At 61.8% G+C, this 21,572-nt stretch carries 21 protein-coding genes and 1 pseudogene; 10 read left to right on the top strand and 12 right to left on the bottom strand.

Annotated elements, in window-relative coordinates:
* Positions 1-10: 10 nt before the first annotated feature.
* Both PQU92_RS15755 and PQU92_RS15750 read right to left on the bottom strand, forming a co-directional pair.
* Entirely contained in the window at positions 11-394 is a 384-nt protein-coding gene (locus PQU92_RS15755) for a hypothetical protein (protein ID WP_272749211.1), read from the bottom strand.
* Between the two features lie 126 nt (positions 395-520).
* Positions 521-2,710, bottom strand: coding sequence for a putative bifunctional diguanylate cyclase/phosphodiesterase (locus PQU92_RS15750; protein ID WP_272749210.1), 2,190 nt, complete (start codon positions 2,708-2,710; stop codon positions 521-523).
* A 226-nt stretch (positions 2,711-2,936) separates the two neighbouring features.
* Here PQU92_RS15750 and PQU92_RS15745 point away from each other — a divergent pair, with 226 nt between their 5' ends.
* The 9 genes and pseudogenes from PQU92_RS15745 (at position 2,937) to PQU92_RS15710 (ending at position 9,960) form a co-directional block, all read left to right on the top strand.
* Positions 2,937-3,539 carry a glutathione S-transferase family protein gene (locus PQU92_RS15745; RefSeq protein WP_272749209.1) on the top strand — a complete coding sequence of 201 codons (603 nt, stop codon included), beginning with the start codon at positions 2,937-2,939 and terminating at the stop codon, positions 3,537-3,539.
* 96 nt (positions 3,540-3,635) lie between these two features.
* Positions 3,636-4,709 carry a peptide chain release factor 1 gene (gene prfA / locus PQU92_RS15740; protein WP_272749292.1) on the top strand — a complete coding sequence of 358 codons (1,074 nt, stop codon included), beginning with the start codon at positions 3,636-3,638 and terminating at the stop codon, positions 4,707-4,709.
* Between the two features lie 60 nt (positions 4,710-4,769).
* Positions 4,770-5,564 carry an MOSC domain-containing protein gene (locus PQU92_RS15735; RefSeq protein ID WP_272749208.1) on the top strand — a complete coding sequence of 265 codons (795 nt, stop codon included), beginning with the start codon at positions 4,770-4,772 and terminating at the stop codon, positions 5,562-5,564.
* Positions 5,565-5,609: 45 nt separating this feature from the next.
* Positions 5,610-6,347 (top strand): 2,3-diphosphoglycerate-dependent phosphoglycerate mutase, encoded by a 738-nt coding sequence (gene gpmA, locus PQU92_RS15730; RefSeq protein ID WP_272749207.1) that lies wholly within the window; start codon positions 5,610-5,612, stop codon positions 6,345-6,347.
* 59 nt (positions 6,348-6,406) lie between these two features.
* A pseudogene (locus PQU92_RS18950) lies at positions 6,407-6,727 on the top strand (endonuclease domain-containing protein); the annotation flags it as partial.
* Positions 6,728-6,913: 186 nt separating this feature from the next.
* Entirely contained in the window at positions 6,914-7,369 is a 456-nt protein-coding gene (locus PQU92_RS18945; RefSeq protein WP_272749206.1) for a bifunctional diaminohydroxyphosphoribosylaminopyrimidine deaminase/5-amino-6-(5-phosphoribosylamino)uracil reductase RibD, read from the top strand.
* A gap of 55 nt (positions 7,370-7,424) precedes the next feature.
* Positions 7,425-8,678 carry a pentapeptide repeat-containing protein gene (locus PQU92_RS15720; RefSeq protein ID WP_272749205.1) on the top strand — a complete coding sequence of 418 codons (1,254 nt, stop codon included), beginning with the start codon at positions 7,425-7,427 and terminating at the stop codon, positions 8,676-8,678.
* Between the two features lie 145 nt (positions 8,679-8,823).
* The gene (locus tag PQU92_RS15715) at positions 8,824-9,594 is read left to right on the top strand and encodes a helix-turn-helix transcriptional regulator (protein WP_272749204.1); all 771 of its coding nucleotides are present in this window, start codon (positions 8,824-8,826) and stop codon (positions 9,592-9,594) included.
* Between the two features lie 30 nt (positions 9,595-9,624).
* Positions 9,625-9,960: a VOC family protein gene (locus PQU92_RS15710; protein ID WP_272749203.1), complete on the top strand. Its 336-nt coding sequence runs from the start codon at positions 9,625-9,627 to the stop codon at positions 9,958-9,960.
* A 266-nt stretch (positions 9,961-10,226) separates the two neighbouring features.
* Here the strand turns inward: PQU92_RS15710 and PQU92_RS15705 are convergent, their stop codons facing one another.
* The 8 genes from PQU92_RS15705 to PQU92_RS15670 all read right to left on the bottom strand — a co-directional run bounded on the left by PQU92_RS15705 (position 10,227) and on the right by PQU92_RS15670 (position 18,850).
* Entirely contained in the window at positions 10,227-10,718 is a 492-nt protein-coding gene (locus PQU92_RS15705; RefSeq protein WP_272749202.1) for an Hsp20 family protein, read from the bottom strand.
* Positions 10,719-10,974: 256 nt separating this feature from the next.
* Positions 10,975-12,015: a class II fructose-bisphosphate aldolase gene (gene fba / locus PQU92_RS15700; RefSeq protein WP_272749201.1), complete on the bottom strand. Its 1,041-nt coding sequence runs from the start codon at positions 12,013-12,015 to the stop codon at positions 10,975-10,977.
* Positions 12,016-12,122: 107 nt separating this feature from the next.
* Entirely contained in the window at positions 12,123-13,316 is a 1,194-nt protein-coding gene (locus PQU92_RS15695) for a phosphoglycerate kinase (protein ID WP_272749200.1), read from the bottom strand.
* A gap of 18 nt (positions 13,317-13,334) precedes the next feature.
* Positions 13,335-13,694: a hypothetical protein gene (locus tag PQU92_RS15690; RefSeq protein ID WP_272749199.1), complete on the bottom strand. Its 360-nt coding sequence runs from the start codon at positions 13,692-13,694 to the stop codon at positions 13,335-13,337.
* Positions 13,695-13,787: 93 nt separating this feature from the next.
* Positions 13,788-14,810 carry a type I glyceraldehyde-3-phosphate dehydrogenase gene (gap, locus tag PQU92_RS15685; protein WP_272749198.1) on the bottom strand — a complete coding sequence of 341 codons (1,023 nt, stop codon included), beginning with the start codon at positions 14,808-14,810 and terminating at the stop codon, positions 13,788-13,790.
* A gap of 150 nt (positions 14,811-14,960) precedes the next feature.
* The gene (locus tag PQU92_RS15680) at positions 14,961-16,259 is read right to left on the bottom strand and encodes a PQQ-dependent sugar dehydrogenase (RefSeq protein ID WP_272749197.1); all 1,299 of its coding nucleotides are present in this window, start codon (positions 16,257-16,259) and stop codon (positions 14,961-14,963) included.
* A gap of 120 nt (positions 16,260-16,379) precedes the next feature.
* Positions 16,380-18,092 carry a sensor histidine kinase gene (locus tag PQU92_RS15675; RefSeq protein WP_272749196.1) on the bottom strand — a complete coding sequence of 571 codons (1,713 nt, stop codon included), beginning with the start codon at positions 18,090-18,092 and terminating at the stop codon, positions 16,380-16,382.
* A gap of 8 nt (positions 18,093-18,100) precedes the next feature.
* Positions 18,101-18,850 carry a response regulator gene (locus PQU92_RS15670; protein WP_272749195.1) on the bottom strand — a complete coding sequence of 250 codons (750 nt, stop codon included), beginning with the start codon at positions 18,848-18,850 and terminating at the stop codon, positions 18,101-18,103.
* Positions 18,851-19,060: 210 nt separating this feature from the next.
* Here PQU92_RS15670 and PQU92_RS15665 point away from each other — a divergent pair, with 210 nt between their 5' ends.
* Positions 19,061-19,501 (top strand): EF-hand domain-containing protein, encoded by a 441-nt coding sequence (locus PQU92_RS15665; protein WP_272749194.1) that lies wholly within the window; start codon positions 19,061-19,063, stop codon positions 19,499-19,501.
* On the opposite strand, the gene PQU92_RS15660 is transcribed toward PQU92_RS15665, so the two are convergent.
* On the bottom strand, positions 19,494-20,198 hold the full coding sequence (locus PQU92_RS15660) for a pseudouridine synthase (protein WP_272749193.1): 705 nt from the start codon (positions 20,196-20,198) through the stop codon (positions 19,494-19,496). The genes PQU92_RS15665 and PQU92_RS15660 overlap by 8 nt on opposite strands.
* Before the next feature lie 192 nt (positions 20,199-20,390).
* On the bottom strand, positions 20,391-21,413 hold the full coding sequence (locus PQU92_RS15655; protein WP_272749192.1) for a class I SAM-dependent methyltransferase: 1,023 nt from the start codon (positions 21,411-21,413) through the stop codon (positions 20,391-20,393).
* Between the last annotated feature and the right edge of the window lie 159 nt (positions 21,414-21,572).

The following is a 21,572-nucleotide window of genomic DNA, read 5'->3' as shown; positions in this document are numbered from 1 at the left end:
AGAACGTCAATCAATTCCGCTTTTCAGACATGGTCTGCGAGGTCAGGTTGGTGACGCTGTTGGCATTGACCGTCACGCGCTTGCGGCCTTCGGACCAGCTGTTGTGGCCCAGTACGCGCCCGGCGCTGACGTCCCAGCACCCGGCCGAAACCTTGAAGTCGTAATGGCCGCCGGTGGGGATTTCATATCCCTTGGGCAGGCGGTTAAGGCCATAGGTCGAATGGTTGCAGTTCGAGACCAGCACGACCCCGATGGGCGCACCGGTATCGTTACTCAGGCGCAGCGTGCCGGTCGGCTCGTTGGGGCGGATCAGGTCGCCGCCCTGAATATAGCTGGAACAACCCGACAGAAGGGCAAGGCCGAGCATACAGACGGAAAAAGCGGATTTGCGCATGGGTGTTTCCTCTTATTGGAATGACCCTGAGCATATCCGCTTTTCGCATAACGTCGTGTTACAAAGGCAGTTATCTGGCGCGCATCTGATTCCAAAAACCGCTGCACACTTTTTGGGATGCGCTTGTTACCCCCGCAGCACCCCCACATGACGGGCGCGGGCGCGGTTGATGTGCGTCACCTGGGCCTGAGGCTGGGCGTCGCGCATCAGGTCGATCTCGCCGACCGGGACGGGCTTGGAGAACAGATAGCCCTGAATGATGGCGCAGCCCGCCTGACGTAGGATATTGCGCTGGGCCTTGGTTTCCACGCCCTCGGCGACAATATTGAGATTGAGCGCCTTGGCCAGCTTGATGATGGCGCGGATCACGGCTTCGGCGTCCGGATCGACCCCCAGATTCGACACGAAGGAGCGGTCGATCTTGATCTTGTCGACCGGATAGCGGCTGAGGTAACCCAGCGACGAATAGCCGGTGCCGAAATCGTCCAGCGCGATCGAGAAGCCCATATGGCGCAGGGCGTTCAGGGTGTGCTGGGTCGAGGTATCGTCGTTGAGCAGGACGCCTTCGGTGATCTCGATCTCGATGTGACGCGGCTCGACATGGGTTTCCGCCAGCAGCGCCTTCAGCTCCGGCAGGAAGCGCGGTGACCGCAGTTGGGTGGCCGAAACGTTGATGGCGACCTTGAGCCCCGGCCAGCGCTTCGAATCGAGCATGGCGCGCTTCATGATCAGCGTACCCAACTCCATCATCAAACCGCACTCTTCGGCCAGCGGCACGAAATAGGCCGGGCTGATCGGACCGCGCGTCGGGTGCGTCCAGCGGGCCAGCGCCTCGACGCCGACGATGTGACCGTAATGATCGACCTGCGGCTGATAGACGACCTCGATGGCCTCGACGTGAAGCGCTTCGCGAAGCCCGGTCTCCAGTTGCTTGCGCAGCTTGATCGTGGCGTCCATCTCGACTTCGAAGAAGGCGAACTGCGCGCGGCCCAGCTCCTTGGCGCGGTAAAGGGCCAGATCGGCCTGACGTAGGGCTTCGGCGGCATCGATATCGGCTTCGTGCAGCAGGGTCACGCCGATCGAGCACGACGAATAGACCTGTCCGCTTTCCAGCGCGACATTGCCGCTGAGGTTTTCCAGCACGCGCTTGGCCAGGGCCGCGGCGGAATGCGGTTCGGTATCGGTCTGGATGATGACGAATTCGTCGCCGCCCAGACGCGCCAGCGTGTCGCCCGTGCGGATCATGCCGGCGATGCGGTTGGCGCTGACCCGGATCAGTTCGTCGCCCGCCGAATGGCCCAGCGTGTCGTTGACGTCCTTGAAGCGGTCGAGGCCGATGCAGAAGACCGCGACGTGACCGCCCTGACGGCGCAGACGCTCGGTCGCCTGCGTCAGACGGTCGGCGAACAGGGTGCGGTTCGGCAGGCCGGTGAGGGCGTCGTGCAGCGCCATGTGCTTGGCGCGCGCTTCCGACGCGATCAGGCTGCGGGCGGTCTTGTTGGTCTGATAGAGCAGAAGCAAGGCGATGGCGCCGAGGCTGAAGCCGACGAACAGCACCGGGGCCAGCGCCCGGACGAACATGGCCTGACCCGGGCGGTCGGGCATCCAGGTCAGTTCGGCCCTGGCCTCGTCATTGTCGTTGACCAGCATAAGCTTGGCGGCCGACGGGTCGAGCACCTGGCCTTTGCGGACCATCGAAATCTCGGACAGCATGTGCTGATGCGACAGCTCGACCAGCTCGGCCGGCGTGATCATGTGTACGCCCACCACCATATAGGGGGTATAGCGGCTCAGGCGGGCGTCGTGCTCGTCCGGCAGGACGAGGCTGGCACCGAGCATGTAGATCTGCCCGTCGGCGACGGCCAGACTGGACATGGAATTGCTGCGCGACTTGAACGGCTGGCCCGCGGCGCGCTGCTGTTTGTACTTCTGGCGCAGAGCCGTGGCCATGGCCTGAACCGGACCCTGGAATTCGCCATAGTGTTCGGGGCTCAGCTCGGCCTTTTCGTGCCAGACGAAGACCGGCCGGTTGGCGGCATCGAGCACGAAGGTGCGCTCATAGGCCAGATATTCCTCGAAATAGCTGCCGTAATTGTCGGCGACCCAGGTATGGTTGAAATTGACGGCGGTGTTCTCGACCGCCGTGCTCCAGATCGTCATCGGTGCCATGAGACGGGCATTGTTCTCGGCATAGACCGACAGGCCGACCCGCACGAGGTTTTCCTCACGCGCCAGACTGGCCTTGTCGGTTTGCACGGCCCACATCCACAGGGAGCCGATCAGGGCGCACACCGCCGCGACCACCACGATAGCCATGGGGGTCAAAAGTCTTAATTCACTCCGGTCTCGTTTCACGAGGATCTCATTCTGAGTTACGGGAACTGATACGCCACTGTACCGGCAAACTCTTAAAATTATGACAAATGAAAAACATTTAATTTTGAAGGGTTTGCGGAGTTATGGACAGGGTGGGGGCAAAAGCTTTCCCTTGACGTGCAAAGGGTTGCGCCGCATTTACGCCTTGATTGCCACGGAGGCTGCCATGAAGCTGTTTATCAATTCCGGATCACCGTTCGCGCGAAAGTGCCGCATCGTGGTCCATGAACTGGGCCTGACCGACCGGGTGGACATGGTGTCGGTGGTGACCACCGACAGCGCGCCCGACCACGTCGCCGTTAACCCTTTCGCCCAGATTCCGGCATTGATCACCGATACAGGTGAGACTTTCATCGACTCGACCCTGATCTGCGAGTGGCTGGCGGCGCATTATGGTGGGTTTGCGCTCTATCCGGAGGGCGAGGCCTACTGGGCCGCGCGGCAACTCATGGCCCTGACGCAGGGCGTGCTGGAGGCCAGCGTCAAGCGCGTCATCGAGACCCGCCGCCCGGAAAGCGAGCGCTCGGCCTTCTGGCTGAAACGGTGGGAAGACGGGATACACCGTGGTTTTGCGGCCATCGAAGCGGTTTGCCCGGAGGTGACCGGGGCCGCCGAATACGGTCTGGCCGAGATGTCGGTGGCCATCGCCGCGACCTATGCGGCGTTTCGGTTTCCCGATATCGACTGGCTGGCTAACGCACCGAAAATCGCGGCCCTGACCGCGACGCTGGAAAAACGGCAATCCTTTATCGACACCTATCCGTCTTAGGGGTAATAAGCGCCTCTTTACCCCCTCTCCCTGAGGGAGAGGGCTGGGGTGAGGGGGAAATGTATCCCCTGGTGCTTTGTTGAGGTTTTTCCGTTGATACATCTGCCGCAGGCCAAACTCGATCAGGTCGTCGATCGCTTCAAAATGATCGAGGCGCGCATGGAATCGGCGACCGACGGCACCGAGATCGTCAAGCTGTCGAAGGAACACGCCGAGCTTAAGCCCGTGGTCAATGCGGTGACGGCGTTGCTCAAGGCGCGCGCCTCGGGCCCCGAGCTTGAGGAACTGATCGCGCTCAACGATCCCGAACTGTCGCCGCTGGCGCAGGAAGAGTTTCAGGAACTGAAGGAAAAGCTGCCCGAACTGGAACACGGCGTGGCGCTCCTGCTGGCGCCCAAGGACAAGGACGAGAACGCCTCGGCCATCCTCGAAGTGCGCGCCGGGACCGGTGGCGACGAGGCCGCGATCTTTGCGGGCGACCTGTTCCGCATGTATTCGCGCTATGCGGCGGCGCAAGGCTGGCGCGTCGAGATCGACTCGATCTCTGAGGGCGACGCCGGTGGCTACAAGGAAATCATCGCCTCGGTGACCGGCGAAGGCGTGTTCGGCAAGTTGAAGTTCGAATCCGGCGTCCATCGCGTCCAGCGTGTCCCCGCCACCGAAGCGGGCGGCCGTATCCATACCTCGGCCGCCACCGTCGCCGTCCTGCCCGAAGCCGAGGACGTCGAAATCGAAATCCTCGACAAGGATATCCGCATCGACACCTACCGCGCCTCGGGCTCCGGCGGGCAGCACGTCAACAAGACCGACTCGGCGGTGCGCATCACCCACCTGCCGTCGGGGATCGTCGCGACCTCTTCGGAAAAGTCGCAGCACATGAACCGTCAGATCGCCATGCGCAACCTGAAGGCGCGGCTTTACGACATCCAGCGTCAGGCGCTCGACACGGCGCGCTCGGACGCCCGCAAGTCGCAGGTCGGCTCCGGCGACCGCTCGGAGCGCATTCGCACCTATAACTATCCGCAGGGCCGCGTGTCGGACCACCGCATCAATCTGACGCTCTATAATCTGTCGTTGTTCATGGAAGGCGATATGGACCAGATGATCAATGCCCTGATTGCCGACGATCAGGCCGCGCGTCTGGCCATGCTGGCGGAAGAACTGGGCTAAGCCCGGTAGAAATTAGATGCAGGGGCTCGGCCCCTGCACCCGGATGTTGGAGCGGAACGGATGCACCCTACCAATGGCACCATCGATTCCCTGTGGCGGTATCCGATCAAGGGCTTTACGCCCGAACGGATCGAGGACACCTGTCTGGTCAGCGATCATTTCTTTCCGTTCGACCGCATCTTCGCGCTGGAGGTCGGGCATTCCGGCTACGACAAGGCCGAGCCGAAGTTCCTGTCCAAGATGAAATACGCCGTGCTGGCGCGCTATCCCGCCGTGGCGCGGCTGCGCACCCACTATGATGAGGTTACCGAGCGGCTCTATATAGAGGATCGCGCCTTCGACCTGACCACCGACGCCGGGCGGCATGCGCTGGAGCGTCACGTCGAGACCGTGCTGGCGGCGCACGAGGATTACGACCCGGTCGCCCAGCCCCTGCGCTTTCTCGATATCCGCGAAGGCGCGATCGACCATTATCGCTTCACGGATTCGGCAAAAGGCTTCGTGTCTATCCTCAACTTGAATTCCTTGCGCGACCTATCGCAACGGATGGGCCGAGACTTGGACCCGCAACGGTTGCGCGCCAATATCTGGGTCGAGGGCTGGGCCGCGTTCGAAGATCATCAGTGGGTCGGTAAGCAGATACGCCTCGGTGATGACGGCCCGTTGCTGGAGGTGCTCAAGCCCATCGTGCGCTGCGTGGCGACGCATGTGAACCCGGACACCGCTGAGCGCGACGCGGAGATCGTTACCGCGCTGTGGGAACACTACGGCCATCGTGATTGCGGTATCTATTGCCGGATTATCGAGGGCGGGCGGATTAGCACGGGTGATCCGGTTGACCCTCTGGTCGAGTGATCCTATAGGTTTGAGGATATTCCTCAGATATTTACAGGTGTCCGGATGCCCAAACTCATTCTGCTTCGCCACGGCCAGAGCCAGTGGAACCTCGAAAACCGTTTTACCGGCTGGGTCGATGTCAACCTGACCGCCGAGGGCGAGCAGCAGGCGATCAAGGGCGGCGAACTGATCAAGGCCGAAGGGCTTGAGATTTCGCGCGCCTTCACCTCGGTCCTGACGCGCGCTATCCGCACCTGCAATCTGGCGCTCGATGCGGCGGGTCAATCCTATGTGCCGGTGATCAAGGACTGGCGTCTGAATGAGCGGCACTATGGCGGTCTGACGGGCCTCGACAAGGCCGAGACGGCGGCCCTGCATGGTGAGGATCAGGTCAAGATCTGGCGTCGGTCCTACGACGTGCCGCCGCCCGATCTGAGCGCCGAAAGCGAATACGCCTTCGCCAAGGACCGCCGCTATACGGGCGCGACCCTGCCGGTGACCGAAAGCCTGAAGACGACACTCGACCGCGTCCTGCCGTTCTGGGAAAGCGATATCGCGCCGGCCCTGAAGTCGGGGGATACGGTGCTGGTGGCGGCGCACGGCAATTCGATCCGCGCTATTATCAAGCTTTTGTTCAATCTGGGTGAGGCGGAGATTCTTGAGATCGAGGTGCCGACCTCGAACCCGCTGGTCATCGAACTGGACGCGGCGTTGAAGCCTCTGGCGGCGAAGTATCTCGACGAGGGCCGTGCCAATCCGGTGCCGGTCCTGGCCGAACACGGCGTCCCGAAAGAGGCGTAACGCTTAAAATTTCCTCTCCCTGAGGGAGAGGGTGGCCCAACGGGCCGGGTGAGGGGGATATGTCAGACACACCGACACCTTCGCATGTTAAGCGTGCACGATCTTTGCGGCAGGTCGACAACACGGCTGAAGAGCGACTGTGGTGGTGTCTGCGTAACCGTCAGTTTCAGGATCTGAAATTTCGCCGTCAGCAACCGATTGGGCCCTACTTCGCGGATTTTGCCTGCTGGGATAAACGACTTGTCGTTGAGGTCGATGGCAGCCAGCATATCGATTCCGCGCATGACGTTGTTCGCGATGCTTTCATGGTGAGCGAAGGCTGGTCCATTGCACGGTTCTGGTATGCAGATGTGTTGAACGGGCTGGATACTGTTCTGGAGACCTTATCAGCGATTATCGACGGGCGAATTTTCGAGCGCGTTGACTCGCGTGAGTTTCAATTTCATCCGGCGTCCCCCTCACCCGTCATCCAATCCTCACGGATTGGACGCCACCCTCTCCCTCAAGGGAGAGGGAATGTCTATTTATCCCTCTCCCTTGAGGGAGAGGGTGGCCCAACGGGCCGGGTGAGGGGGAGGACCACGGACTCGACGTTCATGCAGCGCGCTCTTGGCCTCGGTCTCTCTCAACTGGGCAAAACCGTGCCCAACCCTTCGGTCGGCTGCGTCATCGTCCGTGATGGCGTGGTCATCGCCGAGGGCGCGACCGGTGACGGCGGGCGGCCTCATGCCGAAGAGGCCGCATTGGCGGCGTTGGGCGGTGAGGCCGAAGGTGCGACTGCCTATGTCACGCTGGAACCGTGTGGCGAGCGCTCGAATGGTGCCTGTTCCTGCTCGCAGCGTCTGGTCGAGGCCAAGGTCAAACGGGTCGTGTTCGCCTGCGAAGACCCGTCGCCCTATGCCTCGCACATCGGCACCGAGCGGCTGAAAGCTGCCGGGATAGAGGTCGAAACGGGCCTGATGGCCGACGAATGCGCGGCGCTCATCGCCGATTTCGTGAAAAACCTGCCGGTTAAGCGCTGAGTTACATTTTACGTTTAATCTAAGCCTCTGTTTTAACGCGAAACCGTTCAGTGCCATGAGTGCAACGTCCGGCCAGTCACGCTACGCCAAGCTGACCCAGGCCCAGGTCGATCAGATTTGCCAGAAGCACGAGCGTCTCAAGGCCATGAAGCCGGGGGGCGCGCGGGCCGTTTTCGCGTGGTCGGATATTTCCGGCCTCGACCTCAGGAACCGCGATCTCAGCGACGCCGATTTCACTGCCGCGATCATGGTGGGCACCGACCTCAGCGGGGCGAAACTCGATCAGTCCAACCTCTACTGCGTCGATATGCAGATGGCCAATCTCAGCCGCGCCTCTCTGCGGCGGACGGACTTGCGCGGGGCGTGTCTGCGCGGGGCCAACCTGTCGGACGTCGATCTGTTCGAGGCCGACCTGCGCGAAGGGGCGCTGGCCCTGCCCGACAAGGCGTCGGGTCTGGCCTATGTCGAGGTCTCGGCGCGGATATCGGACGCCGGGTTCACCAATCTGCGCGGGGCTAATCTGGAGCGCTCGAAACTGTCGGGCATTCAGGCCATGAAGGCTGACTTCACCGACGCCATCATGAAGTCGTGCAAGCTGGTCCGGGCCAATCTGAAACAGGCGATCATGGAAAACTGCGACCTGTCAGGCGCGGATATGTCCGGGGCCGACGTCACCGGGGCCTCGCTCAAGGACGCGGTGATGATCGGCACCAAGAACGAGGGCTGGAACGCCAGCAAGGCCGATCTCAGCGGCATCCTGACCGACAAGGCCGCCGGCACCGATATCACCAGCCTGCCCTATGACCAGATGATCCAGGACCACGCCATATGGGTCGACAGCGTGGGGAAAGAGGGCAAGCCCTCGACCTTCGACAAGGCCGATTTGCGCGCGTTGAAATCGATCAAGGGCCTGAACCTCACGGCCTTGTCGGCGAAGGGCGCGGTGTTTTACGGCCTCGATATGCGCGGCGTTCAGCTTCAGGGGGCGCAGCTTCAGGGCGCCGATCTGCGCAACTGCGATCTGCGCGGCGCCGACCTGCGCGGCGTGCAGATGAAGGGGGCGCGGCTGGACGGCTCGAACCTCGAAGGTGCCAATCTGGGGCCGCTGAACCTCGGCAATGACCGCCTGTTCCCGGCCGATCTGAGCGAGGCCCGTGTGCGCGGTGTCAATCTGCAAGAGGCGAACATGCGCATGGTCAAGCTGGACGGGGCGGACCTGTCGCGCTCGAACCTCGACCGGGCGCAGATGAACCTCGAAAGCCTGCTCAACGTGGTGTGTGTGGGTCTGAAGGGCAAAATTGCCGCGTAAAGCGATATGCCGAAAAGTGTTTTGCGGTTTTCGGCTACAATATCGCGATAACAAAATTGCTTTTGTTCTGGAAAAGTTCTCAAATTTGCGATATCTGGACACATTCGGTGGCGAAGGGACTCGTGCCGGATAGGGGACAAATATCATGTCGCGGGCGGCGCGCCTTCTCGATCTTTTGCAAATTCTGCGGCGGCACCGCTATCCGGTGACGGGCGAAGCGCTGGCGCAGGAACTCGATATTTCGCTGCGCACATTATACCGCGATATCGATGCCTTGCGGGGACAGGGTGCGGATATCGAAGCCGAGGCGGGGGTCGGGTTTCTGCTCCGGCCCGGGTTCATGCTGCCGCCGCTGATGCTGTCGCACGAAGAGATCGAAGCCATCGCGCTGGGTGTCAAATGGGTGGCCAGCCGCACCGACACCAGCCTGTCCTCGGCGGCGCTCAATGCCCTGGCCAAGATCAGCGCCGTCCTGCCCGACGATATGCGCGACAGCCTGCAAACGACCGGCCTGATCGTGCCGCCGCAATGGCGCGACGCCCGCGTCAGCGAGTTCGAGGACGGTCATCTGCGCCTCATCCGTCAGGCGATGAAATCCGAGCGTAAGCTGGAAATGGACTATGGCGATGTCAATGAAGTCGTTACGGCGCGCATCGTCTGGCCGATTGCGCTGGGCTTTTACGAGCGGTCGCGGCTGCTGGTCGGCTGGTGCGAGTTGCGCGGCGATTTCCGTCATTTCCGTTCGGACCGCATCCGGGACATGCGCGTCTGCGACGAGCGATATCCCACGCGACGGCTGACCCTGCTCAAGCAGTGGCGCGAGGTTGAGGACGCGATCTATGCCCGCCATCGTGCGGAAGAACGGGGGACTGAGGAGGCCGCGGTACTGACAGGAACTGACAGGCAACCCGCGTAAATCTGTCCCCGCACCAAAAGGGGATAGATTATGACCGACGCCATTATCCTGAACGTTCGCGATCCGCAAAAGAGCGCGGCCTTCTATGCGGGGCTGCTGAACATCGAGGCCGAAAACGATGATGGCGCGGTGGCCTTTCGCTTCGGCGGGCAGCGTCTGCGGCTGTGCGCGGGTGAGGGCAGCCGCAACGAAGTCGGCATCCGGCTGCGGCACGAAGCGGCGGTGATCTCGACCTACGAACATTGGTGGGACAAGGGCGTGCGCCTGACGCAAATCCCGACGCGCGGGGCGAATGGCCAGAACTACAAGATGGATTTCTGGGCCGAAGACCCGGACGGTCACCGTCTGCACGTGTTCTGCGCATAAAAAACGCCGGAAGCGAGGGGAGGCGCATCCGGCGTGAGTTTGGAGGGGAGAAAGAGAGACAGGGAGGGCCGCGTCCGCGTCAGAGAGTTACGCAGACGCGGCCCCTTTCCGATCGGAGAGTTGGCACCGAAACCGGCGCCGTGGGCACTGAAACACCCCGATCGAAGGGTGGCGGGAATTCAGTACGTCTTAAGCTAACGCTTTACATTTTGAGCCGCGCAACTGATCCAAAAACCGGTAACCACGTATTGGGTTGCGCTTGGTCCTTACTCGGCGGCCTCAAGGATTTGCGGCGCGGCGGGCGAGGCGGACTTGATCGCGATCTGTTTCGGCTTCTTGGCTTCGGGGATTTCGATCGTCAGGTCGATCGTCAGAAGCCCGTTGGCCAGTTCGGCTTCGGTGACGCGGATGTGGTCGGCCAGCTGGAAGCGGCGCTCAAAACTGCGCTCGGCCAGACCGCGATGCAGGAACGTACGGCTGGTGTCTTCCGGGTCCTTCTTGCCCGATACGGTCAGGACGTTTTCCTTGACTTCGATGCTAAGCTGATCGGGACGGAAGCCAGCGACGGCCACTTCGATGCGGTAGGAATCGCCATCACCGTCTTTGGCGGCCTCATCGGCCTTGGGGAGGCGCTCGATATTGTACGGCGGCCAGCCCGGGGCCTGAGAGGTCGCGGCGGCACTGTCGAGCAGGCTGACCAGACGGTCGAAGCCGACGGCGCTACGGTACAGGGGCGAGAAATCGATTTGGGTACGCATGAAAGTCTCCTTAGCTAAGCGAGATCGGCAACGCGTGAGCTGCCTTAGGTTGAGGTTTGGATCGTTTTCGCATCCCCGGTCACGGGCGATGAAACGGTCCAGGCAAGGCCCGGTATCGGCGCCTCACAGGAATAGATTTGGGGAGAGGTTAAGCCTCTTCAAGAGGGGTGTGGAAAAAAAAGAGCGCAGGGCCGGGGGCCTTGCGCTCTTTTGAAAATTATACCTCCCCATCTCTGATGGGGAGGTATAAGATGGATTACGACAGATAATACTTCGCCATGCTGGCCAGCGGCTTGGCCTTGATCTTCGAGGCATTACCGGCGGTGCCGAACTGCACGAAGCGGTCGTAGCAGACCTGTTGCATGGCTTCCTTGGCGGGCTTCAGATACGAGCGTGGGTCGAAGCCTTCCGGGTTTTCAAGGAAGTATTTGCGGATCGTGCCGGTGATGGCCATGCGGCAATCGGTGTCGATATTGATCTTGCGCACGCCGATCTTGATGGCTTTTTGCAGCTCTTCGACCGGAACGCCGTAGGTTTGCGGCATCGCGCCGCCATAGGCGTTGATCAGGTCCTGAAGCTCCTGCGGCACCGAGGACGAGCCGTGCATGACGAGGTGGGTGTCGGGCAGGCGCTTGTGGATTTCGGCGATGACGTGCATGGCCAGCACTTCGCCGTCCGGCTTGCGCGAGAACTTGTAGGCGCCGTGCGAGGTGCCCATCGCGATGGCCAGGGCGTCGACGCCGGTCTTGGCGACGAAATCGACGGCCTGATCCGGGTCGGTCAGCAGTTGCGAGTGGTCGAGCACGCCTTCGGCACCGTGACCGTCTTCGGCTTCGCCCATACCGGTTTCCAGCGAGCCCAGCACGCCCAGTTCGCCTTCGACCGAGACGCCGCAGGCGTGGGCGAAGTCGACGACGGTTTTGGTGACGTTGACGTTATAGTCGAAGTCGGCCGGGGTCTTGGCGTCGGCCATCAGCGAGCCGTCCATCATGACCGAGGTGAAGCCGTTCTGGATCGCCGTGGCACAGGTCGCCGGCGAATTGCCGTGGTCCTGGTGCATGACGATCGGCAGTTCCGGGTAGATTTCGACCAGAGCGTCGATCATCTTGGTCAGCATGGTATCGTGCGCATAGTTGCGCGCGCCGCGCGACGCCTGAATGATGACGGGGCTCTCGGCCTTGCGGGCCGCGTCCATGACGGCGAGGCCCTGTTCCATATTGTTGATGTTGAACGCCGGTACGCCGTATTCGTTTTCGGCGGCGTGGTCGAGAAGCTGACGCAAGCTGATGCGGGCCATGAAGATTTTCCTTTAATAGTCTGCGCGGAAGACCGGCCTTCGGTCGATTAACGGCTTTTTATGACCGGTTTCCGCAAATGTCTTTAAAAATCGTGTTGTTATATGTTTCAGCCAAGCGCTTTCACGCCCGGTAATTCCTTGCCTTCCATCCATTCGAGGAACGCGCCGCCCGCCGTAGACACGAAGGTCATGTCGGCCGCGGTTCCCGCATGGTTGAGCGCGGCGACCGTATCACCACCGCCCGCAACCGCAACCAGTTTACCTGATTTAGTTTGTTCGGCAACGAATTTGGCCGCTTCGACGGTAGCGGTATCGAAGGGCGGCAGTTCGAACACGCCCAGAGGACCGTTCCAGATGAGCGTCTTCGAGTTGGCGATCACGTCTTTCAGGATGGCGACGGTCTTGGGGCCCGCGTCGAAAATCTTGTCGTCGGCGCTGAGGTCCGCGCCCAGATCGACGGTACGGTTGGCGGCGTGGGCCTTGAATTCTGTCGCCACGACCAGATCGACCGGCAGCAGGATTTTGCACCCCTTCGCTTCGGCTTCTTTCAGGATGTCGAGCGCGGTGTCTTTCAGATCTTTCTCGCACAAGCTACCGCCGACCTCGTGCCCCTGGGCGTAGAGGAAGGTGTTGGCCATGCCGCCGCCGATGGCCAGCGCATCCAGCTTGCCGACAAGGTTTTTCAGCAGGTCGAGCTTGGTCGAGACCTTTGAGCCGCCGACGATGCCGATGGTCGGCTTCACCGGCGCACCGAGCGCGGCGTTCAGCGCGTCGAGTTCGCGGCGCATCGACTCACCGGCATAGGCCGGGAGCAGGCGCGCGACGCCTTCGGTCGAGGCGTGGGCGCGGTGCGCGGCGGAAAAGGCGTCATTGACATAGATATCGCCGAGATCGGCCAACTGCTGCGCAAAGGCCGGATCGTTCTTTTCTTCGCCCGCGTGGAAGCGGACGTTTTCCAAGAGCGCCACGCCCCCGGCGGGCAGCAGTTTCATCACGTCAGCCGCATCGTCACCCACGCAGTCATCGGCGAAGGCGACCGTGGTGCCGAGCAGAGCCGACAGGGCGGGGGCCACGAATTTCAGCGACATTTCCGGGACGACCTTGCCCTTGGGGCGGTCGAAGTGGGCCAGCAGGGCGACCTTTGCACCCAGCTTTTGCAGCTTTTCGATCGTCGGCAGCGCGACCTTGAGGCGGGTGTCGTCGGTGATCCGGCCGTCTTCGACCGGCACGTTGAAATCGACGCGCACCAGCGCGGTTTTACCGTTGAGGTCGGAGAGATCGTCGAGGGTCTTGAAGGTCATGGAAATCTCGTTTTCAGGTCAAAAGCGGATCAGGAAAGAACCGACGATTTTTGAATAAATCACAAAGCCGATGACACTACCGGCCAGCATGGTCAAAATCAGGATCGTATATAGGACAGTGGTATTGGAAAGCCAATTATTCGCCTGTTTCAAATGGACCGCATTGCCATCGACAAAGTATTTCTGAAACACAATCAAAAACACGACCGGGATGATCGCTGTCGCAACGAACAAGGCAGCCAGAGGCGTGAATAGCAGAATGGAAATAAGTGAGGCTAAAAACGGTGTGCCTGCGATTAAAGCACCGACAAACCACCAGATATAGCTTCGTACAAGCGCTTCTTGCTGGCGTTTGAATTTTGCTTTTTCGACTTCCAATCAAGTTGGTCCTCAATGGCACCTCCCCTGAAATCAGAGGAGGTGTTTGGCGTGTAAAACCCCGCCGGAGCAATCCAGCGGGGTTTTGTTGTCTTACAGGAACTTGGCAAACGCCAGAGCCGTGTCGGCCATGCGCGTCGAGAAGCCCCATTCATTGTCGTACCAGGTCAGGATACGCACGAACTGACCGTCGATGACCTGAGTCTGGTTCAGCGCGAAGGTCGAGGACGCCGGGTTGTGGTTGAAGTCCGACGAGACCAGCGGCTCATCCGTATAGGCCAGCACGCCCTTCATCGGGCCGTCGGCGGCGGCGATGATGGCGGCATTGATCTCTTCCTTGGTCACCGGGCGTGAGGGCACGATCTTGAGATCGACCACCGAGACGTTCGGAGTCGGCACGCGGATCGACGAGCCGTCCAGCTTGCCCTTGAGGTGCGGCAGGACGAGGCCGACGGCCTTGGCGGCGCCGGTCGAGGTCGGGATCATGGAAAGGGCCGCTGCGCGGGCGCGGTAGAGGTCCTTGTGCATGGTGTCGAGCGTCGGCTGATCGCCCGTATAGGAGTGGATCGTTGTCATATAGCCGCGCTCGATGCCGCACAGGTCCGAGAGGACCTTGGCGACCGGCGACAGGCAGTTCGTGGTGCACGAGGCGTTCGAGATGACGGTGTCTTCGGCCGACAGGGTGTCGTGGTTGACGCCGTAGACGATCGTCTTGTCGGCATTGTCGCCGGGGGCCGAGATGATGACCTTCTTCGCACCGGCCTCAAGGTGAGCCGAAGCCTTTTCCTTCGAGGTGAAGATGCCCGTGCACTCGAACGCGATATCGACGTTCAGCGCCTTGTGCGGCAGTTCCGCCGGGTTTTTGATCGCGGTGACCTTGATGGGCGTATAGGTCTTGCCGTTGGCGGTGATGACGAGGTTATCGCCGTCGACCTTTACCTCGGCGGGGAACTTGCCGTGTACGGAGTCGTAACGGAGCAGGTGCGCGTTGGTCTCGACCGGACCGAGATCGTTGATTGCCACCACCTCGATATCCGAGCGGTTGTTCTCGATGATCGAACGCAAAACCAGACGGCCGATACGACCAAATCCGTTAATCGCCACACGTAACGTCATGTGCCAGTTTCCTATATTCCGGGCCGCCAAAAGGGGCGGCGTCATCGCATTTTTGCGCTTTCGGTTTTGAGCCTAAAAGGCGTCAAGTCAAGCCCAAAATGCCAATATGCGGAATATGGTAACGGTATCGCCTTCAGGCTTCATGTCGACTTATTTCGTCACGCGCCAGACGATATTGCCGACATCATCGGCGACCAGAATCGCGCCTTTGGCATCCACCGTGACGCCGACCGGGCGGCCTTTGGCCTTGCCGTCGGCGCTGAGGAAACCCGTCAGGACGTCCTGCGGCGGACCGGCGGGCGTCGCACCGGTGAACGGCACGAAGACGACCTTGTAACCCGACGGCGGATTACGGTTCCATGACCCGTGCTGACCGATCAGCGCACCGCCCTTATATTGCGGCAGCAGGTCAGCGGTATAGAACGACAGGCCCAGCGACGCGGTGTGCGGCCCCAGCGCGTAGTCGGGCTTGATCGCCTTCGCGACCAGCGCCGGGTTTTGCGGTTTGACGCGGACATCGACGTGCGGGCCGTAATAGCTATAGGGCCAGCCGTAGAAGCCGCCCGGTCTCACCGAGGTCATATAGTCCGGCACAAGGTCCGAACCGATCTCGTCGCGCTCATTGACCGATACCCATAGCGCGCCCGACACCGGGTTCCAGTCCATGCCGACGGGGTTGCGCAGGCCCGACGCATAGACCGTTCGCGCGCCGGTCGCGACATCGATCTGCAATATGGCGGCGCGGTCTGTTTCCGCCGCCATGCCGTTTTCGCCGACATTGGAGTTCGACCCGATCCCGGCATAGAGATATTTGCCGTCCTTCGAAGCGACAAGGCTCTTGGTCCAGTGGTGGTTGATCGGCCCGCCGGGCAGGTCGGTTAGTTTCTGCGGCGCGCCGGTCGCTTTCAGGTCGCCCGTTGCGTAGGGGACGCTGACCACCGCATCGGCGTTGGCGATGTAGAGCCGGTCGCCGACCAGCGCCATGCCGAAGGGCGAACTCAGGCCGTCGACGAAGACCGTGCGCACCTCGGCCATGCCATCGCCGTCGGCATCGCGCAGCAGGGTCAGGCGGTTGGCGGATTTGGTCATCGCCCCAGCCTTTTTCATGGTCAGTCCCATGACGAAGCCCTTGATGCCCTTACCGTCTTCGGGCTTAGGCGGCGCATTGGTTTCGGCCACCAGCACATCACCGTTGGGCAGGACGTAGAGCCAACGCGGGTGGTCGAGATTGGACGCAAACGCCGTGACGGTGAGGCCCTGTGCCGCAGTCGGCATGTCTCCGGCGCTCCAGCCGGTGGCGTCGGCGACCTTGACGGTGGGGATCAGCGTCTTTTTCGGGGCGGGAAGCTCGGGATTGGTGCCCTGACCCTTTTCGACACTCAACTGGGCGGTCTCGCCACAGGCGGTGAGCGCCAGGGACGCAATGAGCAGTACGGGGGCGGCGCGCATGGGATTTCCTCAGGTGACGGCTAAGGGGTAGTCATGCGCCCGTAAGAAAAAAATGAGGAAAGAGGATGATTTGATCGCGATGCAGTCGCCAAAAACCGCTTCGCACTTTTGGCGCATCGCTTAGGCCGCCGGCAGTTTCAATACGGCGGTCAGCCCCTCTATGGCCCCGTCCGGCGCATTGCCGGCATGGCGGTTGCGCAGGGTCAGCGTTCCCTTGTGCGCCTCGGCCAGAGCCCGGGCAACGCTGAGCCCCAGACCGGCGCCGCCGGTATCGCGGTTGCGTGAGGATTCCAGCCGGTGGAAGGGCTCGAACACGGTTTCCAGATCGGCGTCCGGCACGCCGGGGCCATCGTCGCTGACGGTCACCACGACCCAGTCGCCTTCGTGGCGCAGGGCGACCCGCGCCCCGCCCGCATAGCGGTGCGCGTTTTCGAACAGGTTGCACAGGATGCGTTTCATCGCCACGCTGTCGGCCATGACGGTGCCGCCGGGCTCGATGAGGCCGAGGGTGAGGTTGTGAAGCCCGGCCATGTCTTCGGCCAGCGACTCGGTCAGCGAACTGAGGTCGAGGCGCACGACCTGCTGGGCCATGCGATCGGCGGTGGCGAAGTTCAGTGCCGACCGGATCAGGCTGTCCATGTGGTTGATGTCCTGCGCGATCTTTTCACGGTCTTTGGCGGGTAGGGTCTCGATGCGCAGGCGCAACCGCGCCAGCGGCGTTTTCAGGTCGTGGGCGATGGCGGCGATGACGGCGGTGCGGCTTTCGACATGCTTGCGGATGCGAACCTGCATGGCGTTGAGGACGTGGGTCGCCTGACGCACCTCGGCGGGGCCGCGCTCCTTGATCGGACGGGCCTGAGCGTCGAAGCCCAGTTCCTCGGCGCCTTCGGCCAGGGCGATGATCGGCTTGCTCAGGCGGCGCGACAGAAGCCACGCGAACGGGGCGATCAGCAGCGCCGTCAGACCGAACCCGGTGAGCAGGTTGACCTGCCACGGTTCAAGCCAGCGGTGGTGCCGGATCAGGCTGCGATAGGTGCCGTCGGGCATCTTCCATGCAACCTCGAAGGCGGGGAAGGTCACCTGATCGTTAAAGTTCGCGGGCAGATTAGATTGGGGAAAGGGCCCCTGACGCTGCCCCGGGCCTTGCGGGCCACCGCGAGGTTGGTCCATTGGCCCCCCCGCAAAGGCCGGACCTTTGCGGCCATCTCCGGGGGGCATGGGGCCGTTCACAGGGCTGTTCGGGGGCCCGGGCATGGAATTGGGCATCGGGCCAAAACGATCGCCGGGCCCTCTGAGTTCGTCGGGCCGATTCGTATCGGGGCCCATCATCTCCGGATTGAATCTAATGACCTGACGGGGTTCCCCGGCACCCGGCGGCCGATCGTCCTGACGAGGGCCGTTACGATAGCGGTTGCGGTATTCCGGCGGGCGCCCGACGAAGACATCGGCTTCCTTCACGCCCAGCGATTGCGCCAGACGCTGCCGGAAGAAGGTTTCGAACGAATTGGCTCCCGGTCCGCCCCAGCCCTGCCTTTGCTCGGTTTCACTGCGCGTGATGAAGGCCGGTGCGGTTTTAAGCGTTTCGGCCTTCAGGATGCGACCATTGGGCAGTTTCTCCGAACCGGTCTTCAGCGCCTTAGTTACCTCCGTGACCGTAAACCCGGAGGGCTTGGGCTGCGGCATGAAGATGACGACCAGCGTATTGATGGTCATGGCGGCCAGCAGGACGAACAGGCACAGGGCGATGACGTGCGAGAAGACCGGCAGGCCACGCAGAAAACCGGGGAAGCGCAGGCGGGGCCACAGACGCTTCGGGGACGGAGACAAAGGCATGGAATCGACTATTTGAGCGGCCGGAACATGTAGCCGATGCCGCGGATGGTGCGGATGATTTCCTCACCGTCAGCATTGGCGCTGTCGTCGTTCAGCTTGCGGCGCAGGCGCGAAATCTGCACGTCGATGGCCCGGTCGAAATTCTCGGAATTCGGGCCGTGCAGATAGTCGAGAATCTGGTCGCGGGTCAGGGCGCGGCCCGGGCGGTCGAGGAAAACGCGCAGCAGTTCGAATTCGGCGTTGGACAGGGCGACCTGCACGCCGTCCGGACGGATCAGGGTGCGCTTGATATTGTCCAGTTGCCAGCCGAAGAACGAGGTCAGCGGCGATTTGTCCCCGTTGCCGCGACCTTCGCCCCGGCGCAGCACGGCGCGGATACGGGCCAGAAGCTCACGCGGGTGGAACGGCTTGGCCAGATAGTCATCGGCCCCCAGTTCGAGGCCGACGATGCGATCGACTTCCTCGCCCTTGGCCGACAGCATGATGACCGGCGGGCCGCTCTTCTGGTTGAGGCGCTTGCAGATCGACAGACCGTCTTCGCCCGGCATCATGTAGTCGAGCACGATCAGGCCGATATCGCCGCGCATCAGCACCTTGTCCATGTCGCGGCCAGAGGCGGCGGTGTGGACTTCGAACCCGTTCTGGCTGAGGAAGCCGCTGATCAGTTCGCGCAGGTCGAGATCGTCATCGACGACGAGGATACGGGAGGAGGGCAGGGTGGCAGGGTCGGAGGCGACCTGAGCAGCGTCGAGCGGCATGGACAAGAACTCGGATAATGCGGTTACAGATGTGGCCTTTATGCCCCATGACAACGACTTTTGAATGTCTGTACCGACATAATGCGCCATATTTCGAACAAATTACAGCGTTTTGTGAAATGCCCCGGCAATGTGCCGCGCCTAATGTGAACGCTCCCATCTTCGGGTGTCGCGCATGGATTCAACATGCGCTTTAGGAGGAAGTTCCCAATGTTGAAACGTCTGTTTATGGCCGCCGCGGCGGTCGCCGTGCCGGTGCTGGCCGTGCCGGTTTTCGTCCTGCCCGCTGTGGCGCAACCGGCCCCGCCGAAGCCGGATCGGCTGCCGCATCCGCCCGCCTTCGAGGACATCGATACGAACAAGGACGGCAAGCTGACGCCGGACGAGTTCAAGGCTTTTGCCGACACCCACTGCGGCCCGCCAAAGATCGACGCCAATGCCGACGGTAAGGTGTCGCTGGATGAGTTCCTTGCACCGGCCAAGGCCCATTTCGCCGAGATCGACGCCAATAAGAACGGCTTTATCGATGGCGATGAAAAGCCTGCGCGCGGTGAAGGTATGCGGGGCCGTCAGGGCGGCAAAGGCCCCGGTGGTAAAGGTTCGGGTGGTGAGCATCGCGGCCCCCCGCCCGGCGCCTGTGGCCCTAAGTAGTCTTTAGAAGACCGTCGCGTTCGTCTGCCGTCAGCAACCGCCATTTGCCGGGCTCAAGCCCCCCGAGCGTCAGATCACCCATCTGCGCCCGGTGGAGGGCCTCGACATGGTTGCCGACGGCGGCGAACATGCGGCGCACCTGATGGTAGCGGCCCTCATATAGCGTCAGACGGGCCGTTTTTTCGCCGGTCTGTTCCATCTGCGCCGGCTTGAGCGGTGTCTTTTCCGAGTCCAGTATCAGCTCCCCCGAGGCGAAGATCGCCGCTTCGTGGCCTTCGAGGGGGCGGGCCAGTGTGACCTCGTAGATCTTAGCCACGTGGTTTTTGGGTGAGATGATCCGGTGCAGGTAATCGCCGTCGTCGGTAAATAGCAAAAGGCCCGACGTGGCGGCATCCAGCCGCCCGACGGTCGACAGGACGGGTTTACGCTCGGCAAAGCGCGACGGCAAAAGCTCATAGACCAGCTTGCCGGTATCCTTGAGCGAGCAGACATAACCTGTCGGTTTGTTGAGCATCAGCACCACGCCATGCGCCGGATCGAGCCTGCGCTCGTTGAAACGGATATCCTCATGCGCGGTCCTGGCGTCGTCTTTCAGGACGGTGCCCTCGGCGTCGGTGACGATGCCCATGCGGATATACTTCTGCACCTCTTTGCGCGAACCGTAGCCGAGGTTTGACAGGAGTTTGATCAGGCGCATGGGATATTCAACCTTATACCTCCCCAGCTTGCTGGGGAGGGGGACCGCGCCTGAAAGGCGGGGTGGTGGGGTGTCTTACTTTCTTACAAACAGTGAGGGCGGTTTTAAGCAAGAACCCCCACCACCGCATCTAGCGCTTCGCGCGTCGTGCGGTCCCCCTCCCCAACAAGTTGGGGAGGTATGATTATAAGTTTACTTCGCGCTGCCCTTGATCGCCTTATACACCTTGTAATGGGTGTTTTCGGCCAGCAGCACGGCGGTCCGGAATGCCGCCTTCAGCGTCTCTTCGTAGGGCAGGTGGCGATTGGCGACCATATAGAACGCCCCGCCGGGTTTCAGCGCGGCAGCCGCCGAGCGAATAAAGGCCTGACCCAGTTCGTTGCGGTCGGCGCGCCCGGTGTGGAACGGCGGATTGGCGACGATGAAATCGAGGCCTCCGGTAATGCCTTTCGTGACATCGGCCCAGTGCAGGGTGACGCGGTCGCCGAAGGTTTTGAGGTTCTCCGCCGCGCTATCCAGCGCCCGGCGCTCGGCCTCGTACAGGTCGATGCGGGTGACGTCGGGCGAGGCGCGCAGCATCTCGTCGGTCAGATAGCCGAAGCCGCCGCCGAGATCGGCCCCGACCCCCGACAACACCGGCAGGTTTTTAACCAGAAACTGCGAACCGTCGTCCAGCCGGTCCCAGGCGAACAGGCCGGGGCGGCTTATGAAGCGACCGTCCACCACGGGGCGGGGGGCATCAAGTTGCGACCAGGCCTCGATCAGGTCGGTGTCGCGGCCCTCATCGACCGTCGCCCAGAAGGCGCGGCACTTGTTCTTCGACAGGCTGGCGATATTGCCGGTGAGGGCTTTCAGGTCGTTCTCAACGGTCTTGGCGCCTTCGAGATTGGACACGCAGGCCAGCACGATGCCGCCCGGTTGCGTCGCCTTGATCGCGCGGGCCAGAAGCGCGCGGTATTCCTCGCGCTGACGCGGCGGCAGGACGAGGACGAGGGGATAGGTTGCGCCGTCGTCGTGGTCGCGCACGGTGAAGCCTGCGCGTTTCAGGGTCTCGAAATCGGGCCGGAAGCTCTGATCGGCGATCAGCTTCGTCTTGTCGAGGCTTTGCAGGGCGTGGCCATAGCGCGCGCGCAGAAACAGGGCGGGGCTTTGCGGCCAGTCGATAAGGCCGTCATCGAACGGCAGGAGCAGGGTGTCTAATACAGGATCGATCATGGGCGAGCCTATGACACAAAGGGGCGGGTATGGCTATATCTCATTCCTCCCCATCTCTGATGGGGAGCAACCATGTGAGTTAAGCGCGCTGTATCCAGAGTGATTGTCGCTTAAGCACGATGTTTGCGGCTTCAATAAGCTTACGCATGACGGCGACGA

The organism is Asticcacaulis aquaticus (assembly GCF_028550415.1).
GTDB classification, from domain to species: Bacteria; Pseudomonadota; Alphaproteobacteria; order Caulobacterales; family Caulobacteraceae; genus Asticcacaulis; species Asticcacaulis aquaticus.
Note: the sequence above shows the minus strand (reverse complement) of the source record. Positions and strands in the feature narration are given on the sequence as shown.

Coding starts and splice junctions, on each gene's coding strand:
- gap (WP_272749198.1), bottom strand. CDS start 14,810: ATGACGTTACGTGTGGCGATTAACGGATTTGGTCGTATCGGCCGTCTG.
- PQU92_RS15705 (WP_272749202.1), bottom strand. CDS start 10,718: ATGCGTACCCAAATCGATTTCTCGCCCCTGTACCGTAGCGCCGTCGGC.
- PQU92_RS15750 (WP_272749210.1), bottom strand. CDS start 2,710: ATGGCTATCGTGGTGGTCGCGGCGGTGTGCGCCCTGATCGGCTCCCTG.
- PQU92_RS15735 (WP_272749208.1), top strand. CDS start 4,770: ATGCACCCTACCAATGGCACCATCGATTCCCTGTGGCGGTATCCGATC.
- PQU92_RS15670 (WP_272749195.1), bottom strand. CDS start 18,850: ATGCCGCTCGACGCTGCTCAGGTCGCCTCCGACCCTGCCACCCTGCCC.
- PQU92_RS15695 (WP_272749200.1), bottom strand. CDS start 13,316: ATGACCTTCAAGACCCTCGACGATCTCTCCGACCTCAACGGTAAAACC.
- PQU92_RS15655 (WP_272749192.1), bottom strand. CDS start 21,413: ATGATCGATCCTGTATTAGACACCCTGCTCCTGCCGTTCGATGACGGC.
- PQU92_RS15715 (WP_272749204.1), top strand. CDS start 8,824: ATGTCGCGGGCGGCGCGCCTTCTCGATCTTTTGCAAATTCTGCGGCGG.
- PQU92_RS15755 (WP_272749211.1), bottom strand. CDS start 394: ATGCGCAAATCCGCTTTTTCCGTCTGTATGCTCGGCCTTGCCCTTCTG.
- PQU92_RS15660 (WP_272749193.1), bottom strand. CDS start 20,198: ATGCGCCTGATCAAACTCCTGTCAAACCTCGGCTACGGTTCGCGCAAA.
- PQU92_RS15675 (WP_272749196.1), bottom strand. CDS start 18,092: ATGCCTTTGTCTCCGTCCCCGAAGCGTCTGTGGCCCCGCCTGCGCTTC.
- PQU92_RS15680 (WP_272749197.1), bottom strand. CDS start 16,259: ATGCGCGCCGCCCCCGTACTGCTCATTGCGTCCCTGGCGCTCACCGCC.
- PQU92_RS15745 (WP_272749209.1), top strand. CDS start 2,937: ATGAAGCTGTTTATCAATTCCGGATCACCGTTCGCGCGAAAGTGCCGC.
- PQU92_RS15665 (WP_272749194.1), top strand. CDS start 19,061: ATGTTGAAACGTCTGTTTATGGCCGCCGCGGCGGTCGCCGTGCCGGTG.
- PQU92_RS15710 (WP_272749203.1), top strand. CDS start 9,625: ATGACCGACGCCATTATCCTGAACGTTCGCGATCCGCAAAAGAGCGCG.
- PQU92_RS15720 (WP_272749205.1), top strand. CDS start 7,425: ATGAGTGCAACGTCCGGCCAGTCACGCTACGCCAAGCTGACCCAGGCC.
- gpmA (WP_272749207.1), top strand. CDS start 5,610: ATGCCCAAACTCATTCTGCTTCGCCACGGCCAGAGCCAGTGGAACCTC.
- fba (WP_272749201.1), bottom strand. CDS start 12,015: ATGGCCCGCATCAGCTTGCGTCAGCTTCTCGACCACGCCGCCGAAAAC.